The organism is Paenibacillus sp. FSL H7-0323 (assembly GCF_038002725.1).
GTDB lineage: Bacteria > Bacillota > Bacilli > Paenibacillales > Paenibacillaceae > Paenibacillus_AQ > Paenibacillus_AQ odorifer.
This window is the reverse complement of record NZ_JBBODB010000001.1, coordinates 5663321-5681266: the sequence shown is the minus strand read 5'-3', so window position 1 is coordinate 5681266 and position 17946 is coordinate 5663321. Positions and strand designations below refer to the sequence as shown.

The 17946-nt window shown below is 43.4% G+C and carries 15 protein-coding genes; 8 read left to right on the top strand and 7 right to left on the bottom strand.

Going from position 1 to position 17946, the window contains the following annotated elements:
• Positions 1-108 precede the first annotated feature (108 nt).
• From MHH89_RS25525 to MHH89_RS25505, 5 genes are all read left to right on the top strand, one after another.
• Entirely contained in the window at positions 109-966 is an 858-nt protein-coding gene (locus tag MHH89_RS25525) for a hypothetical protein (RefSeq protein WP_341088446.1), read from the top strand.
• A 115-nt stretch (positions 967-1081) separates the two neighbouring features.
• Positions 1082-2575, top strand: coding sequence for a tyrosine-type recombinase/integrase (locus tag MHH89_RS25520; protein ID WP_341088445.1), 1494 nt, complete (start codon positions 1082-1084; stop codon positions 2573-2575).
• Positions 2576-2589: 14 nt separating this feature from the next.
• A complete protein-coding gene (locus MHH89_RS25515) occupies positions 2590-3690 on the top strand; it encodes a tyrosine-type recombinase/integrase (protein ID WP_341088444.1) in 1101 nt (366 codons plus the stop codon).
• Positions 3691-3706: 16 nt separating this feature from the next.
• Complete coding sequence (locus MHH89_RS25510; protein ID WP_341088443.1) at positions 3707-4636, top strand: tyrosine-type recombinase/integrase; 930 nt, start codon at positions 3707-3709, stop codon at positions 4634-4636.
• A gap of 100 nt (positions 4637-4736) precedes the next feature.
• On the top strand, positions 4737-5915 hold the full coding sequence (locus MHH89_RS25505; RefSeq protein WP_341088441.1) for a tyrosine-type recombinase/integrase: 1179 nt from the start codon (positions 4737-4739) through the stop codon (positions 5913-5915).
• Between the two features lie 262 nt (positions 5916-6177).
• On the opposite strand, the gene MHH89_RS25500 is transcribed toward MHH89_RS25505, so the two are convergent.
• Both MHH89_RS25500 and MHH89_RS25495 read right to left on the bottom strand, forming a co-directional pair.
• Entirely contained in the window at positions 6178-6957 is a 780-nt protein-coding gene (locus MHH89_RS25500; protein WP_341088440.1) for a hypothetical protein, read from the bottom strand.
• Positions 6950-8365: an ATP-binding protein gene (locus MHH89_RS25495; protein WP_341088439.1), complete on the bottom strand. Its 1416-nt coding sequence runs from the start codon at positions 8363-8365 to the stop codon at positions 6950-6952. Before MHH89_RS25495 ends, MHH89_RS25500 begins: the two co-directional genes overlap by 8 nt.
• A gap of 546 nt (positions 8366-8911) precedes the next feature.
• On the opposite strand from MHH89_RS25495, the gene MHH89_RS25490 reads away from it, so the two are divergent.
• A complete protein-coding gene (locus MHH89_RS25490; protein WP_341088437.1) occupies positions 8912-10507 on the top strand; it encodes an HNH endonuclease in 1596 nt (531 codons plus the stop codon).
• Between the two features lie 423 nt (positions 10508-10930).
• Positions 10931-11383, top strand: coding sequence for a hypothetical protein (locus MHH89_RS25485; protein ID WP_341088435.1), 453 nt, complete (start codon positions 10931-10933; stop codon positions 11381-11383).
• Between the two features lie 412 nt (positions 11384-11795).
• On the opposite strand, the gene rlmD is transcribed toward MHH89_RS25485, so the two are convergent.
• The 4 genes from rlmD to MHH89_RS25465 form a co-directional block, all read right to left on the bottom strand.
• Positions 11796-13355 (bottom strand): 23S rRNA (uracil(1939)-C(5))-methyltransferase RlmD, encoded by a 1560-nt coding sequence (rlmD, locus tag MHH89_RS25480; RefSeq protein WP_341088433.1) that lies wholly within the window; start codon positions 13353-13355, stop codon positions 11796-11798.
• 63 nt (positions 13356-13418) lie between these two features.
• Positions 13419-14309 carry a diacylglycerol kinase gene (locus MHH89_RS25475; RefSeq protein WP_036680719.1) on the bottom strand — a complete coding sequence of 297 codons (891 nt, stop codon included), beginning with the start codon at positions 14307-14309 and terminating at the stop codon, positions 13419-13421.
• Between the two features lie 231 nt (positions 14310-14540).
• Positions 14541-15311, bottom strand: a complete 771-nt coding sequence (locus MHH89_RS25470; protein ID WP_341088431.1) for a sirohydrochlorin chelatase — start codon at positions 15309-15311, stop codon at positions 14541-14543.
• 3 nt (positions 15312-15314) lie between these two features.
• Complete coding sequence (locus tag MHH89_RS25465; protein ID WP_019913624.1) at positions 15315-15605, bottom strand: YerC/YecD family TrpR-related protein; 291 nt, start codon at positions 15603-15605, stop codon at positions 15315-15317.
• A gap of 429 nt (positions 15606-16034) precedes the next feature.
• Between MHH89_RS25465 and MHH89_RS25460 the strand changes: the two genes are divergently transcribed.
• Positions 16035-16595: a hypothetical protein gene (locus tag MHH89_RS25460; protein WP_038568686.1), complete on the top strand. Its 561-nt coding sequence runs from the start codon at positions 16035-16037 to the stop codon at positions 16593-16595.
• A gap of 82 nt (positions 16596-16677) precedes the next feature.
• On the opposite strand, the gene corA is transcribed toward MHH89_RS25460, so the two are convergent.
• Positions 16678-17637 carry a magnesium/cobalt transporter CorA gene (corA, locus tag MHH89_RS25455; protein WP_076136897.1) on the bottom strand — a complete coding sequence of 320 codons (960 nt, stop codon included), beginning with the start codon at positions 17635-17637 and terminating at the stop codon, positions 16678-16680.
• Positions 17638-17946 lie beyond the last annotated feature (309 nt).

Genomic DNA, 17946 nt, shown 5'->3' with positions numbered 1-17946 from the left:
TCTTAATATCAGTTTTCCCCATTCAATACATTGGTTCAAATTTCTCAGTTCAACTGAGAGTTTCTATAATACTCACCAATATGCATTAATATGGTTAGTGGTGATGCTATGAACACTACCATCAGATATGATGGCGTCTATCAAAGTCATATTCGTTCCCTTGTAAATGAATATTTTACGATAACGAATAAGCTGAAGAATGCAAGTGATTTAAAACAGCTACATGCAAAACTAAAATCAACAAAACGCAAGTTATGTCGATTGGATTATGTGGATGTGCTGGCGTTGCAAAACTCCTTTGAACTTTGGCATTTACTTATGAATGATCCAGACCTGTATTTTAGACGCACGCTTTGCAGAAAATTATTTAATCTTTCAGAGCCTGACGTAGCAGAAGCTCTTGGGTATTCTGCTACAAGAGCTGGTGCCGCACATAACTTATTTAATTCATCCGGCATGCCACATTGGCCCAGACCATTCAAACTTTCCATTTTGCTCAATCATCCTTGGCAATTGGTTAACAAAAATGACCCAGAGGAATTTTCATATTCTTCACCAGCAGAGTACTTCGACCCCGGAGTTTCAAAAAAGATACACATTAAGGATCTTTCTAAGGAGAAAACCCTAGTAAAAAGTATTGCGGGTTTTGTCATTTTAAACCCCCAGGAGGTATTTCCACTAGAAACGCCTCCTGTGACCGGACGCTGGGTTACCACTTATCCCGAAATGGATTACTTTGAGTTCCATCTCCACCATGAGCCCGTAATGGACAAAGCTTTACAGAGACGTATCCTTAACGCATTTCCATTTGCTAACGATGTGATAACAACCTATGTACCATTTAGATCAAAAATGAGATCCCTTTGGATCATGATGCCAAAAGTGGGACGGGAGCAAGACTTTAAAGGAATCATTACAGAATTAAAGGGATTTAGGGATGCTACAGTTCACTATCCACTTAGGTAGCCCCACTAAGCCGTCTCCATCCGGAGGCGGCTTTCTCATTTAGACTGAGAAATTTTAAAATCCATCTCAAACACGGCCATCCTAAAGGTAAAGATAAAACATGGAGGCTTAAATAATGGATTACGACAGCCATTTGATCACTAAGAACGAGCATTCGAAAAATGACGAGACCCAAGAATCTTTTCGGCAGAATTTTTCTTTTGCCGAAAAGATTCTTGACGTTCAGGGTATGTTTCCCACCCTCAGTGACGATCATGATATTAGAAAAATCACGCGTGAGAAGGTGGAAAATATGCTGTATGCACAACAACTGATACCTGAAACTGAAATTCAACATATTGAGGGCTACGCCTATCTAGGCGCGAAAGGAATCAATCAATGGATATGGGATAACAGAGTGCAGCCTGAAATATCTCAAAGCTTATTACGAGAATATTTAAGTCGTGGTATGCACAATACACCTTATATCTTTTTCAAGAAATTTCAACTCACTCGAAATCTGCTGCTTCACATTGCGAAGCTGTATGGGATCGAACCTTCCCAAATACAGGATAGACACTTACTTGATCCGAAGTCTCTTCATCAGGTTTTTGAAAATTTACCTAAGGATAAAACCCCATCTCTTTTCCACTTTCTAATGCGAAAATCCAATCAAAACGGAACGCTAGATAAAGACTTCCCGTTCTTTAAAGCATCAAACAAGCAGCAAAACATGCATCCGAGAATCCTCAGCTTCCAAATGGACATGGAAGAAAAAGGGTTATCTCATAAACATATTCGGAATACAGCCACCCATGTAAAGCAGCTCTTTGTTTGGCTATGTGCAAATGTCGAGATGTTTAAGAGAACTACCCCTGACACGATTTCAGTCTTTCAAATTCAAAATGAACATTTGCTGATGTACCGTACCTACAAATTAAGGCTCGTGAGTGACGGAGTTAACACCCAAATCTCATTTGCACATAGCATATATTCCATTCGCTCGTTCTATCATTTTTTGCATCGAAGATTTGGCTATCAGCCACCTCTACAGCGCTTCCGTTCCGTTAAGGCACCACGATACAGCCCGCGTGAACTTCCAACGGATCAGCAAATCGAAGCATTCTTTTATGTGGTGGCGCAGTACGCAAGAAATCCTGTCCGTGAAGAGATTGGGTACCGATTGATGTTCCATCTGGGATTACGATTATCTGAGGTGGCACAAATCAAATGGAGTGATGTTAATTTAGGAACACGAACGATTGTTATCCACAGCAAAGGCAAGAAGAGTCACATCTTACCGCTCGTTGGAAAACTCTATTCCCTTTTAAGAGAGCTTCATACCCAGCCGAGCACAACCTACCTCATGGGACAAAAAATCTCTACGATTAAGCACGAATTATATGAATATTTCAATCTTTATACAATGATCACGGGTTGGCTGTTTCCTGGCGGTGTTCATATCTTTCGTCATATTTTTATTACGCGTCTTGCATTCAAAGGCGTCCTACCGCAAGCGATAAAAGAATTGGCTCGTGTACGCTTGCTGGATACCGTAGGGTTGTATATGCATATGGCACACCGAGACCAACACATGATTAGTCAAATTGATCTACTCAAATACGAATAAGAAGGAGTTAGGGTATGCCTATATTTGATGATACGATAGCTAATGATATTGCTTTTGAAGAAACCCTAATCCAGCTAGCGGATCAATATGGACCAGATACGTTTAAACGCATGTTGCAGCGCCTATCTCCCCAAAACAATGCAGAAGTGATAAAAATGAAGGAAATGGTTCTGCTGGATGATGCGGTTCTCCATTATTACGAGAGTGATGCGTTTCAAAGCTTAGCAAAAAACTCACAACAAGCATATCGCTATGAAATGAACTTGTTTTTACGGTATTGCGAACGCTTAAAAGGAACCCACCCAAACATCAAAGAGATTTCTTCTGCTGCCTTTTTGAATGAATATTTAGCCCCCGTTCAAAAACTGAATACACGCAGCAAAAAATCCGCCTTTTTAAGAAGTTTTCTAGGAGAGGTTTTTGCCCATTTCTTCAAACAGGATATTCGAAAACTCAAACGAACTCTCTCAATAGAAATAGATCAAAACCGTGAGCCACGTGCGTTTGCCAAAGAACAGTTGGATGAGCTACTATGCCTTGTAAGACTTGGCCGCGAATCACATCGAAATTTCACCATTTTATGGACATTTTTAGGTTCGGGTATTCGGTTGAGCGAATTGTTACATCTACAGATTGGTGATATTGTTTCATCCCGGCAGGAGATCCTTGTACGAGGAAAAGGAAAAAAGGGATATAAACAGCCTAGCAAAATAACCAAATCATCCCTTGAAATACTGAGTACATACGTGAAGTTTCGCTACCATGGCGTGAAAGACGCGCAAGATTATCTAGAACGATATATTTTTTCGGATGACAGAGGAAAATCCCCTCTACACGAAAGCACGGTTCAGAAGATGTTTGCTGCCTTGATTGATCAAGCAACATCTATACCCGAATCCAACAAAAAACCTTATCAGCTTTCCGTACACTCTTTACGGCATTCCTTTGCTCTCTATCTACTTGAATCCGGCGTAAATCTATACACGATTAAGGAACTCATGAGGCATTCGTGGCTTAGTTCCACAGAGGTTTATTTAAAATTGTTTGATAGTATGCTGGTCAAAGCAATCGACCAGCATCCCCTCGCTCAGCTTAAAGCAAGCGATCTCTTTTGAACAGGAGGCGATCCTTATGGCTTTTTTACTTCAGTCCGCTTACTTTCAGATCTGGAGCAACCAATTCACGTTAAGAAATTCAACCAAGTATAAATATATAAGTGCACTTAAGAAATTCGAAGTCTTCTTACTTCAAAATGGTTTTGAAGGAGAACTTGATTTTGATCGATTTCATGCCAGTCGCGAGCACCCCGGCAGATTTCTCCCCATTCAACGACAGGTCTTTGACCGTTTTTTTAAAGACTTAAAACAACATGAACATATGACAAACATGAATTTAGCAGCGACCATTACCGTGATGAGATGTTTTTTTGAATTCCTGTATGAAGCGGATCTGATTCAACAGAACCCCCTAATTGGATATCCTAGGCCAAAATTTGAGTCTCCCATTCAAAACACTGCCTTGTCGAAAGCAGAGTGCCTCGCCCTTCTTCAAGCTGCTTTGCATAGAAGCCCGTTCTACCGGCAAGAGTTTGTGTTTCTCTGGTTCATGCTGATCACGGGTCTTCGACTCTCAGAGGTCCGTTTCCTAAAGCGGAAACGGGTACAATTGGATACACGGATTGTCCACGTTTTTGATGCACAAAAAACCGAGAAACGACCTGTCGCCCTCCCTCAGGATCTCACCGTAGATCTTGAACGTTACATCCAACATCCTGAATATCTTAAATATGCAAATCAGGGGGATGAATACCTATTCCATCAACAAGGAAAAATACTGACCGTTGATAAGATTAAACGGATACTATCAGATTTAACTCATGATGCAGGCCTTAGCAGGCATATTCGACCACATGATCTTAGACGAACAGCGGGATATTTGATGCAGACAGGTGGCATGAGCATCATCGATATCCAGCATCAGTTGCGCCATAAAAATGTAGGAACAACGTTGCGTTATGTACCACCTCTGAATGATTTAACTAAGATTCTTGAGGATACCTAAGATGATATCAATCAATTTAATCCATTAAGGTAAGGTCTCACTTCTTCATGAATGGACATAATAACTAATATAAAAAATCCATTGTAGAAGGTGTTTTGAGTTGGCTAATATCCAAAAACGTGGTGATAATTCATGGTTCCTAACAGTTAATGCTGGTAAAGACGCTAGAGGAAAATATGTTCGTTTCACGAAAACTGTTCATTGCCGAACAAAACGAGAAGTGGAAAGCGAATATGCTAAATTTAGGATGGAAGTTGAAGCGGATGAATATGTATCACCTCAGAAACTAACATTTGGGGCGTTCGTAGAAGAATGGAGAGATAAGTATGCTGTAAAGCATCTGGGATACAAGACGTTATACACATATGACTCTAATCTTAAAACCCGAATTCTTCCGTACTTTCAGCATCTAAGGCTTGAGGAAATCAAACCACTTCACATTTTGAACTTTCTGAATCAACTCGAAAAGGAAGGTAGCCGTGGAGATAAAAAAACAGGAGGCTTAGCATCTGGTACGATCGAAATTCAGCACCGTATCTTAAAAAACATACTCAAACGTGCAGTGGAATGGAGAATTATTAAGCGAAATCCAGTTATCGATGTGCAAAAACCAAAAGTCACTTCAAAAGAGAACGTCCCTTACAATGAAGCAGAGGTAGAACAAATGCTTCGAGCGTTGCAATGTGAGCCGTATCACTGGAGGGTCATGATTACCTTAGCTCTTACAACCGGACTACGGCGGGGCGAATTACTCGGACTGGAATGGAAGCATCTTGATTTCAACAACGGGATGTTAGATGTTTCACAATCTATGATTCACGCTCTTAAAGGTGAAATCATCGTCAAATCTCCTAAAACAAAAAAATCCATTCGAAAAGTAGCACTACCAAGCTCCATGTTAAAGGAGCTAAAAGAATATTACGCTTATAGAATGCAAGAACGAAATGATGTTGGCAATTCATGGTATAGCGGAGATTGGTTTTTTATGTTCTCACATCCCGATGGGCAACCTTTCCATCATGAGCGTCCCTACCTTTGGTTTCGACAGTTCATAAAGAAAAATGGCTTTCGGTACATTCGGTTTCATGATCTCCGGCATACCTCAGCCACGATTCTGATTAACCAAGGCGTTCATGCTAAGATTATCTCAGAGCAACTTGGACATGGGAGCATCGCCACAACCATGAATATTTATGGACACGCTCTCCGTACTGCTGACCAAGCTGCAGCTGATAAATTCGAATCGTTTTTCACATCTGCTGCTGCACAAGGACAGTAAAGAAGACGCACAGGAAATTTCCTGGCGTCTTCTTTTCTTTCTGGATTAACGAGTAATCTTAAGAAAATAATACTTTTTTTCTGAATACTTCGACTTTGACTTAAGCAGTCCATATTACCCGGTTCCTTATCTACTTTTTGAAGCGGCCAACATAAACTACTATCTCTGAGAATTTCCGGATAGCAAAAAAGGAGTGGTACAGCTTTCATGGCTGTCTCCACTCTCTTCTTCATTGACTTACCTATCTATGGTCGGCTACAGCTTATACCTTTTGTATTGCATCGGTAGTTTGCTCATCAGACAACAGCAATCGTTCGATAAAACTGAATAATAAAGGCGTATTAGTTTTTCTAACTAAAGAGTTAACCCCGAGTTGGATCTGATCCCAAGTGTATCTGAACGGGTCAAGCCCGTTAGGGCAAATATCCATATGTTTTTCTAAGAGAGTTTTAATTGCATCTGAATCATTTTTATCAGTGAATTCGTCCATCAGGACTTCTTTATCCTTCAGGCTCAAATTACGGAGGTTGAAAATAAGATGATCCGTATCACATGACATGAAGAAATGCATGTAAGGGATTTCCTTTCTCGAGATTGTGATTTTATCAATGCAGATCATTCTCCGATGATTCTCAGCTTTCTGTCGGTTTCTCGTCCTAATATTCCCCATTTGCCCATCATCAACAACGTGGATGTGCGTATCAGAATACTGTGTTTTTCTGGTAGACGAAGCCTGGCTGCTCACGATGATATTGTTATCAGGTATGAAGGTTCCATCCGTATCCCCAATATGAATGATACCGAGAACATGCGTTTGACTAATCTGTTGCCGTTCTAATTCCCTTATTACAAAATCCCGTATCTTTTCTCGAATATCTTTATTAGGATCATCCGTTCGCTGCGGAACAAATATGTCTGTTCGGTACGGAAAAATCTTGATTCCCTTCGCTTCAAAATGATCTTGTAATAATGCGGAGAACAAGGTTTCATCAGTCGAACCCTCGACAATTAGGACGAGAGCTTTTGTTTTCTTCTTACTCAAACAATCGCCCCACCTTCCGGAAAGCTTTCTTGATTGTAGACTTATCGGTTTGGGTATACACAGATTCACTCAAACCGCCTAATTGGATCGCCTCATAGTACTTTCTTCGAATGTTGTTCGTTGAACTAGTATACTTCATCTGAATATACCTTTTCTCGGAGTTTGTTGTTGTGAACCAAATATTCTGAACAGGTAGCACTTCGAGTGCACGAAGATTGTGGGACGTAAAGATCAGCTGCCCTTTGCCTGTCTCGCTAAAGATACTGAGAATTTCCCCCAGTAGGAATTCAAATACCCCCGAGTCAAATTCGTCTATAACGACACATGCATTTGGATTAATGTTAAATGCAATCAGCGCACTTGTGATAGCAAAGATTTTCAAAGTCCCTGCCGACTCCGCTCGCAGCGGTAACGATCGACCATCCTTTTTAATCAGCAATTCAATTCTTTTACCAGCTTCGCCATTATCAAATGTCTCGCTATGTAATTCGTTTACAACTACTTCGGCACCAGGTATCAAGCAACCAAACACGGTATTTTTTAATGCTACAGCCTTCTTCAGTTCATCAAGAATATCAAGTGGCACAAGAAACGGACGAAGGACATTAAAGTTATACTCCGCAATGCGCTCTGAGAAAGGCATAAAATACTTTGAACTAAATTTGCCGTGCTGAATGTTAGGGATTACGACTAGCTTCTCCGCAAAGTTTTCCGTTATTAGCCGCAAGATCATATATTCTTCGGAGCTTAGTATCTGGCTATAGTGTTTTTGCATTTCCTTATGAAAGAGTACCGACTTTTCAGAATGGATAGCTATGATTTTACTTTCAATGGCTTTCTGACTTTTGCTTGTTAATAAAGTTTTTTGTCCACGGTATAAATCTTTATCCCGATAATTCAAGAGATTCTTGTATCTGACCTTATGCATATTCTCTTTATATAATAAGTTTTCCCGAACTACCTTCATCTCTTCATCGCCGTAAGCGAGTTCTACTTCATATTTAATGAGAAATGTCTTATAAGCAGCAACTGCTGCAAATTCGAAGGTTAATGTACAAGATGGTTGTCCATCAAGGATCAAATTTTCCGTTTTGCTTGGCAATGAGGGTTCTCTACCCAATAAACATCCCAAAATTCTAATAGATTCAAATACAGCTGTCTTTCCTGATCCATTTTGTCCGTAGAACCCCATAATATCTGCATTTGTATAATCGTCATTCACGTATTGATCAAGTTGAAGGTCAAAAAAGTTTTTGAAATTTTGATCTTTCAAATCATCTTCTGATATTCGTTCGGGCAAATGGCTGGCGATTTTATCATACATTTGATTACCTGTAAATTCGCCAGAACGAACATTCTTGATATTATCAATTTGCACCCGATTAATCCTTATTATTGGTTGCATCATAGTCCCACCTTTCAATCCATATTCTTAGTATAGCACGCATATTCTATTATTAAAACCGATTTTTTAATAAAATATACGAAAAACGGTTTTATTATCATGAGTAACATATATTTCTGTAGCGTAGTGACCGTATTGTCGTATTAAACGGCATCATGAGGCCGCCACGGGATGAATCGGTGGCCTTATTAAGCTATTTTACAGTTTGTGAATGCCGGCAAAATTAAACTGACACGAAGAAGCGATGGTTTCTATGCCGACCGGCATTATTTATGAAACTTGAGATGCCAATCAATATACAGATTCGTTTTGGGATTCCAATAAATATTCATCTTGATTGGTGGCCAACTGAAGGTCGCACTCTACTTCGCCCAGCGATCGTGTACGACCAATGCTTTTCAAGGGAGCCATATTCCTGGAAGGCCGGACGGAAGTGTCTGCGTCATGTTCAATAAAGCATAGTTCTCCCCCTCCCTTGCCCGATGCCTTTTTTATCTTTCTGGTATATAATTACTTATTGTAAATAAACAATCACATTGGAGTGATCTTGTGGCCCTTATTCATAAAATCGAAGCTGCAGTCAAAATAGGGATCAGCATGGAATTATTGAAATCATTTGTAAGTAAATGTCCGAAACCAGGACAGACCGTTAGGCTCAGAACCCACATAATGGCTGACGGTGCAGAGTTGATTGATACCGACGAGTTACAAAACTTTCGGGTCTATTTAAATCAACCATGGCCGCGGCCTCCTAGTGGTGGAAGACCTAATATTCCTACATCAATTATCAAAGATATCAAAGAGGAATCCTCTTATACCTGTGCGATTTGTGGACATCTCCAGAATGGCGAAGTCGCACATATCGAAGCTGTGGCGGACACCTATAACAACAGCCCAGAAAACTTAATTCTCCTCTGTCCGAACCATCATTCTGCGTATGATTATGGGTATAAAATAGGCAATAATGTTACTCTCGAAGAAGTCCGTGCAGCAAAAATGCTTAAGCGGAAAAATCGTCGGCGGATGATGCGGCAAGAAGAAAACCTGACCCAAACCGTAGCTGCAACACTCAAAATCATAAAGGAACTCCATGAGAAGGTTACTGCTGATCCTGGGGCACTAAATGAAATCGTGGTAACTGAGGCGGAAAACTTTCTGAAGAAGTTGCCTGAATTTATGGACAAAGCCCAAGAGCAGGCTCGCAAAGATCAACCCGTTGATGGAATCGATAAAGTCATTTTGAATAATATGCCTGCTATCAGTAAACTAATCCAAGGCGTTTATGCTAAAACAGATAAACGTGAGATATCGCAAATGATAGCGAATGTTGCGAAAAAAACGAATGACATTATTATTGAGATCGACGAGGTAATATGTCCGCGTTGTCATGGTAGAGGATTAACAGGGCTTGTCGGTGATTTTTGTGCGTACTGCCGCGGATCGTGTTATGTAACCACAAAACAAGCGACCGAGTATAACCCTGGACTGATCGATGAGGTAGAATGCCCTCATTGTAAGGGAAAGGGACAAACCGGCCTTGTCGGAGATCTATGCAGGTATTGCGGCGGATCTTGTGTTGTAACAGAAGAGAAAGCGGAAGAATACGATCCGAATGATTTTGATGATGTCGAATGCCCTAGGTGTCACGGAAAAGGAACCTATGGCTGGAATGGCGATATTTGCTTATATTGTAAGGGGTCACAGAGCGTTAGCAAAGAGTTGGCAGCCGAGTACGACGAAGATGAATTTGATCAACAAAATTGTCCTCACTGCGGGGGAAATGGAACTCTGGGGCATAACTCCACCCCCTGTGGTTATTGCAGCGGGTCTTGTTTAGTAACCAGCGAAGATGTAGAAAGGTATGACCCTGATCTAGTGGATCAAGTGATCTGCCCGCGGTGCGCTGGTAATGGGACTATAGGTTGGGGGAACAGCGTATGTTCCTACTGTAATGGGGATACTGTTGTGACCCGGCAGGAGTATGAGGAGTTTAACCAGGATGAGTTGGATGAGGTTGAGTGTCCGCATTGTCACGGGAGAGGAACTGTCGGCTATAATGGTGATGGATGCAAATTATGCCATGGGGACATGGTGGTCTCACTTGCAACGAGGGAAGCGTATCTTAAACGCTATGGTGACAGATAGACATTTGTACTAGGACAAGATATTTACGTATATCATGACCAATATGTGGGCCCCGTAGGTTTACGGTGGCCCTCTTATTCGTAATGCGGCTATGTTCGACAGACGTTGATGATATCAGCATACGGGATTCAGATGATTCATTTTGGGGCTGACTTCCCGAGCTTGGCGACGTCGAGAAGGAGAGCCTAGATAACTGTGTGGTTTACATTGGGGAGTTGCTGGTGCAACTCCTGAATGATCCCAAGCTCATCCGCCAAGCTGTTTACTTCCCCCAGAAGGTGACAGATTTTATCTGAGGGGTATGATATTGTAGCCTTAGCATCAGTAATGGAGGCAGAGCACATTTACCCGGTAGTAATTCCATCCACTCAACTAGATTTAAGAGTATACTAGCAATCAACACGTAAAGGAGCTGTGGGGCAGATGAACAAGGGAATAGTCTTTAATAATTGGATCCCTAAAGTATCAGAGGAATTAAAGGAATTAGATGTTCATATCGATAAGAAAAAGGTTTATGAAGAGTGGTTGCCTGAATTAGAACGTGAATATGGATTATTGCACAAAGAATACATTAATAAAAAATCAGATGCCCAAGCTGCAAAAGCACGAATGAAGTTTGTGAGAAAGATAGCAAAACCTTTAGGGTCTAGAATGGAGAAGGCCTGCAAACACGGGTTAATGTATGAGTCTCTTACAGATGAATATGATAGTAAGCAGAAAGCATTTCAAGCCTTCGATAATGAAAAGGGGGATCGTCTTGTTTATTTAAAGTATCTAATCACGGCTTTACGGGATACCATCAAGGCTCCCAATACAGAACATTTTGAATTAAAAGCGGAAACAAGAGCAGAAGAGAGTTCTACACCTTTACAGTAGGATGCGACTGTAGGGATACAGGTTCAGTGTTAGTTAGGTACATTATTGTAAAGGGATATTATCCAAACTGAACTTTTTTTCCTGCTAATTCCGCTAATGGGAAACGTTAGCTCAATAAAACAGCGGCAGTCAAGGACTTTATTTACCAGTTCAAGACTGCCATTGATTTTTATATTGGAGCCGGCCTAATACTTTTTATTCTTTGAACAGCTACACTAAATCAATATTTGCATCTGATTCCGAACAAGTACAAAAAAGAAGACAAACAGGAGTTACCTGGTTTCTTCTTTTCATTTAGGCTGGTATTCGATAGATTTTCACATCAATTTTACATCAAGTCTGATCTCCACCATCTGTGCCACCAATGTTTTTAATCTGTACCCTATTGAAAATCCAAGTAAATAAAAGGATCTTAACTCACTGTTCCACTCTTCACCAACACCGCCACCGACTCCACATGCACCGTATGCGGGAACATGTCCACCGGAGTTACCTCCACTGTCTTGTATCCGCCATCTTCGAGCACCCGCAAGTCTCTTGCCAGTGTCGATGGATTACACGACACATACACCACACGCTCCGGCTTCATAGCCAGAATCGTCTCTAACAACCGCGGATCGCAACCCTTACGCGGTGGATCGACAACGATAACATCCGCCGTAATCCCTTGCTCTTTCCAATTCGGAATGACATCTTCAGAGGCACCAACCTCGAACACTACATTCTTCATCTCATTTAACTTCGCATTCGCCCGGGCATCCTCAATAGCTTCCGGTACAATCTCGACACCGTATACCTTAGCCGCATGCTGTGCCAGGAAGAGGGAGATCGTACCGATGCCGCAATAGGCATCGATAACCGTTTCATTGCCAGTCAGTCCGGCATATTCAACGGTTTTACCGTACAACACCTCAGTCTGTGCCGGGTTCACTTGATAGAACGAACGCGCTGAGATAGCGAACTGTACATCGCCGATGTAGTCATAGATGACGTCTCTGCCCCACAGGACGCGGGTTTCGCCACCGAAGATGACATTCGTACGCTGAGTGTTGACGTTCTGGCAGATGCTGACTACATCTGGCAGCTGTTCGCGGATGCTGCCGAGCCAGGCGTCCAGATGCGGGATGTCGCGGCCGTTGGTTACGAGGACAACCATCATTTCACCGGTACGGAAAGCTTTCTTCACGACGACATGGCGCAGCAGGCCACGACCGGTTTCTTCACTATAAGCAGAGATGCCAAGTTCTCTGCCGATGTCTTTCACCTTGCGCACAACGTCATCATTATCCTCATGCTGGATTAAGCAGGTTTCCATATCGATGATACGGTGACTTCCGCGTGCATAGAAGCCTCCTACAAGACCGCCTTCGGTTACACCAATTGGTACCTGAGCCTTGTTGCGGTAACGCCAAGGCTCGTCCATGCCGAGTGTCGGGCGGACAAGGATGCCATCTGTATGAGCTACTCCAGCGCCATCAGTCGTACCATCTGCAATGCCGCCATAGTTGGCACTGTCCGTCTGACTCTCAACAGCTTCATTCTCTTTGCTCTTTCCGCTATCCCCGCCACCACTCACCCGAAGCTTCCCAATCCGCTCCAGGTTGTCCACCACCAGCTGCCGTTTCCACGCCAGCTGAGCAGTGTAGTCCATATGCTGCAGCTGGCAGCCGCCGCATTGGTCATAGATCTCGCAAGGCGCCGCGATGCGGGCGCTGCTCGCTTCTACTATATTCAGCAGTTTGGCGTAGCCATACTGCTTTTTGGTCTTGAGCACCCTTGCCCGGACTTTCTCTCCGGGAAGGGCTCCCTGCACAAAAAGGGTAAAGCCTTCTACGCGGCCTACCCCTTCACCTTCATGGGTCATGCCGATAATATCGAGCATAACCTCATCATTTTTATTCACAGGCAGTCCGGCGACAGGCGCCTTGCCGGCTGGGCGGCTGGTGCTGCGTCCACTGCGGTGTTTACTCATTATTTATTGTTCACTTCTTTCATTATCATCGCTGTATAATCCCACTCTTACTTTCAAACAACCCTAATTATTCTGAGCAAAAATCCGCAGATGCTGCGGCAAAATCCGAAAACGACCCGGCAGCTCTCCGCCAAGTTCTCCATCCAAGTTCAATTGGACATGCCCTGGAGAGATTACATCCATTGCATCCGTACGGAAATACACAACCTTTTTATCCTGCAAATGCTCGCCACGAAGGGCCAATCTAACCAAACGGACAAACTCTGCCAGGTTGCATTTTTTAACCGCAATAACATCTAACAGACCGTCATCGATTCGAGCGCCGGGAGCAAGCTTTTCAAAGCCGCCAACAGAATTCGTATTTGCAATCAGGAACAGCATGAACTCATCATGAATAACCTCCTGCCCATTGGCACGAATGATTAGTTCCTGAGGAGATAGGCTGACCATTTTTTCAATACCTTTTAAATAGTACGCAAGCTGCCCTATCATGGTCTTCAGCTTACTTGGAACTTCATAGGTCAGTTCGGTTAGACTGCCACCGCCTGCTATATTAATGAAATAACGATCATTGGCTTTACCGATATCAATCGGACGCGACTCTTGACGAAGGATCAAATCAACGGAATCTTCCCAATTCTTCGGGATCCCCATCGCACGTGCAAAATCATTGGTAGTCCCAAGTGGCAATACGCCAAGCGGGGGGAGATTAGGTTTCTCCGCCATACCATTGATAACCTCATTTAAAGTGCCATCCCCACCGGCTGCTATGATTAGATCATAACCGCGCTCTACTGCATCCGCAGCAGCTAACATAGCATCGCCTTCTCCGGTCGTTGCATGGCAGGAGGCTTCAATGCCACCCGTATCCAGCCGGTCCAAAATGTCGGCGAGCCGCTTCTTCATTTCTTCCCGTCCAGAAGTGGGATTATAAATCAATCTCGCAGTTTTCATTACCGGAACGCCACCTGTTTTTTTATAATAGAATAACCTAATTGATTATACCTAATTCGGACCACTACAATCAATGTCAGAGGACATTTATCGTAAATATTCCATTATACAACAATTCACGACCCCTTATTAGGCAAAAACAACTATATATATGTCTATGCAGCAAATCCCGTATTATCCACGGAAATGGGCACTATTTTTCATGATTAAGTGGGCTAAAAAGGAAGCTTTTTAACTCTTTTTTCGAATCTGTCCGAGGAGTGTCTCTACCTGTCTCTCAATCCAATGCGGAAGAAGCGGGTGCGGCAAAAGCGTCTGGCCAGAATACTTATAAGTTAACCCTTTAAGTCTGTTCGGAACCACATGTTTAGTGAAATAACCTTCACTCAAAAAAAGCGGCGCCACCAATACCTCGTGACCCTGCTCCTGCCAATACTCCACTTTGCTTCTTACACTGTCCGGATTCAGCAGACCATAATCGGCCGCCGCTACGCCGCTCACCTCACGTACACGTCCTGCCAGTGAAGAGATGCCCTGCTGCCAACGCTGGCGGAAGCCATCATAAATGCTGCCGTGACCCACTAGCAGAATCGTCTCACGTTCAGGTTCCGTAGACAGCTTACGGAGCTTGTCCCAGATCATCACAGCGATGTCCGGGTCATCGTCGACAGGATAACCATAGTGAACCTTAGCCTTCACGTGGAACGGCTCTAAGTCGGTCTCACGTTCAGGCTCAGGTTTAGCCCCAAGTGCATATTCTATTTCATCGACATGTGTGCTTCCCGAGGAAACGAACAATGGGATCACAATTATATCTGTGACCCCTGCATGTTCCAGTTCATTTATTCCATCTTGAATCAGACGGCCCTCTACCAGCTCTAAAAAAGAGACCACCACTGGCATCTCTTCATCTAGCGATAATTCGCTTACGGCCTCTTCCACAATCGACACCCAAACCTCGTCGCGGGAGCCGTGACTGATAATAAGTACGCCCGGTACCATAAATTAGCGTCCCAAACGTTCCAGCGTTAATTTATAACCATCATTTCCGTAGTTCAGGCAACGTTTTACACGGGAAATAGTAGCTGTACTTGCTCCTGTCTCTGCTTCGATCTGATTGTAGGTCGAACCTTTGCCGAGCATACGTGCTACTTCCAGTCGTTGCGACAGCGATTGAATCTCGTTCACGGTGCACAAATCATCAAAGAAAACATAACATTCTTCCATATTCTTTAATGTTAAAATGGCTTCAAATAATTGGTCTATACTTTTATCATTTAACTTCTTAAGTTGCATCAATTTTTCATCCCCTAAAAGTTCTATCAGCATTAGTTTCTCTGATTAAGCTCCGTACAAAACTAGCTCCGGAAACATCAACCTAATGTCACTATCCTGCCTTTACTATATTGCACTGGAGCGCATTTTTCAAGCATTAACGATTTCACGCTGTAAAGAACGAAAATGATGGACAAACGTCCACCCCACGCGCACACCATTTATGTACCCCAATACAAGTATTTTTCTCTACATAAGAATTATCGCCTACACTATAGTACTACAAAAGCGCCGAAAATCAAGCTCGTACACGGTTTCTTCACTACTTTAACCTGTTTATAGGCATACGCCCTTTTCCGCTCCTATCCCTATTACCCGGGCATTCGTCTATACCGTATGTTCGCCCATGACATACAGTATAGCAGACCACTAACAAAGGAATGTGATATTATGCCTGATCATTACTATAATCATTCCCGCCGGAATCAGCGTTCACTGAGCGATTCGTATAATGCCTCTGCCTACCCCGGCCTCAGTTCATATGCGCCCTCAGCTCTCCCAGGTGAGACCGGAATCCTTCCTGCTTTAGGAGCAGAAGCTGCCACCGAAACTGCGCTAGCGCTCCCTGCAGCTGAAGCTGCAACAAAGGCAAGCGGCGGGCTTGCCGGACTGCTCAGCGGCTTAGGCGGCGGTGGCGGAATTGGTGGGAATATGGAGCAAATCAAAGGCATCATCGATCGTATGGGCGGCATTGACGGGATCGTAAACTCTATGGGTAAAGTACAAAAGGTGATGTCCGGCTTCCAGCAGATGGCTCCAATGGTTAAGCTGTTCATGGGTAGCTTCGGTAAAAACAAAGGCGCAGCAGGCGCACTAGCCGCCGAAGAGGATGCCGCCCTGTACAGTCCTAATCGCCGCAAAAAAAAGCGCTCCACCTCACCCCGTCGCAAATCTACTACAACTACTCGCCGGCGCTCTACTTCTTCCACCGGAAAACGTCGCCGCAAATAGCGGTGACGTTTTCTAGCTATGTATCAGAAAAACAGCAATTCTCGCAGAAAAGAGATTTGCTGTTAGCGCTTCTGCTCTATTTTTACTTAAACCAGCCACTCCGTCGAAACCATCGGAACATCCCAAAACCAACTACCAGCATAAACAGCAACACACCAAAATAACCATACTTCCACTCTAGTTCAGGCATCTTCACAAAGTTCATCCCGTAGATCCCGGCGATAAGCGTCAGCGGCATGAATACGGTGGTGATTACCGTTAGTGTTTTCATAATCGAATTCATCCGGTTGGAATTGAGTGAAATGTAGCTGTCACGCAAATCCGCTGTCATTTCCCGATCAGCCTCAATCATATCGGAGAGTTTTAGCAGATGGTCATAAATATCGCCAAAATAAATCCGTTCCTCGCCATTGCTCTGGACATGCTGTGAATTCACGATCCGGTACATCAAGTCGCGCATCGGCACAATCGTCCGCCGCATTTTGAGGAGTCTTCCGCGCACGCCAAACACCTGGCTCATCAATTCCTCCACCGACTCACTGCTGCCGCTGCTCTCCAGATCCGCAAGCTCGTCCTCTAAACTGTAGAGACATGGAAAATATTTATCCACCAGCTTGTCCATCACCGTATATGCAGCTGCCATCGGCCCACCCGACCAGCCTTTTCGACTATGTATTTCGCTCTTCACCTGTTCCCACGCTTCATTCATCTCTGCTTTTTCCTGATGGTGATAGGAGACAAGAAAGTTCGCGCTTAAAAATAGGTCAACCTCCTCAGCATCCAACGTCCGCTCATTCAGCGCATGCAGCACAAAAAACTGCACATTCTCATAATGATCCAGCTTCGGCCGCTGCAACACATGCATACAGTCCTCTATCGCTAAGGGGTGAAAATGAAAATATTGATCCAGCAAAAGCGTTTCTTCTGGCGTAGGCGTAGCAAAATCTGCCCATATCCAAGCATAATCCTCCAGCCGGATATTTTGCAGAGGGATCTCTGTCAGCACCTCACCTTTATGTGTGACAACAAGTGTACGTATCATAAATGTTCCTCCGCTTCATCTTCTTCCACGCCTCTATTGTACAGCAAGAAGACAACTCTTCCAAAAAGCAAAAAACATAGCCAGCAGCACCCCTCAAGCTAGACTAAGATACATTTGGTGCTTCGTCGTTCGTTAATGCTCGATTCATTTGTGTAAGGTTGGTTGTGCGGGGGGCGAGCTATCCTTATTCTCCGCTGTCGGTATCGGGTTTATGAGTGAGATGAATTCATAGCCGTGAATTACTATCGCTATTTTTACTAATTAGTTGGTGAAAAAGTGCTCATTAGGGATGGTAAACAACCCTTCGAT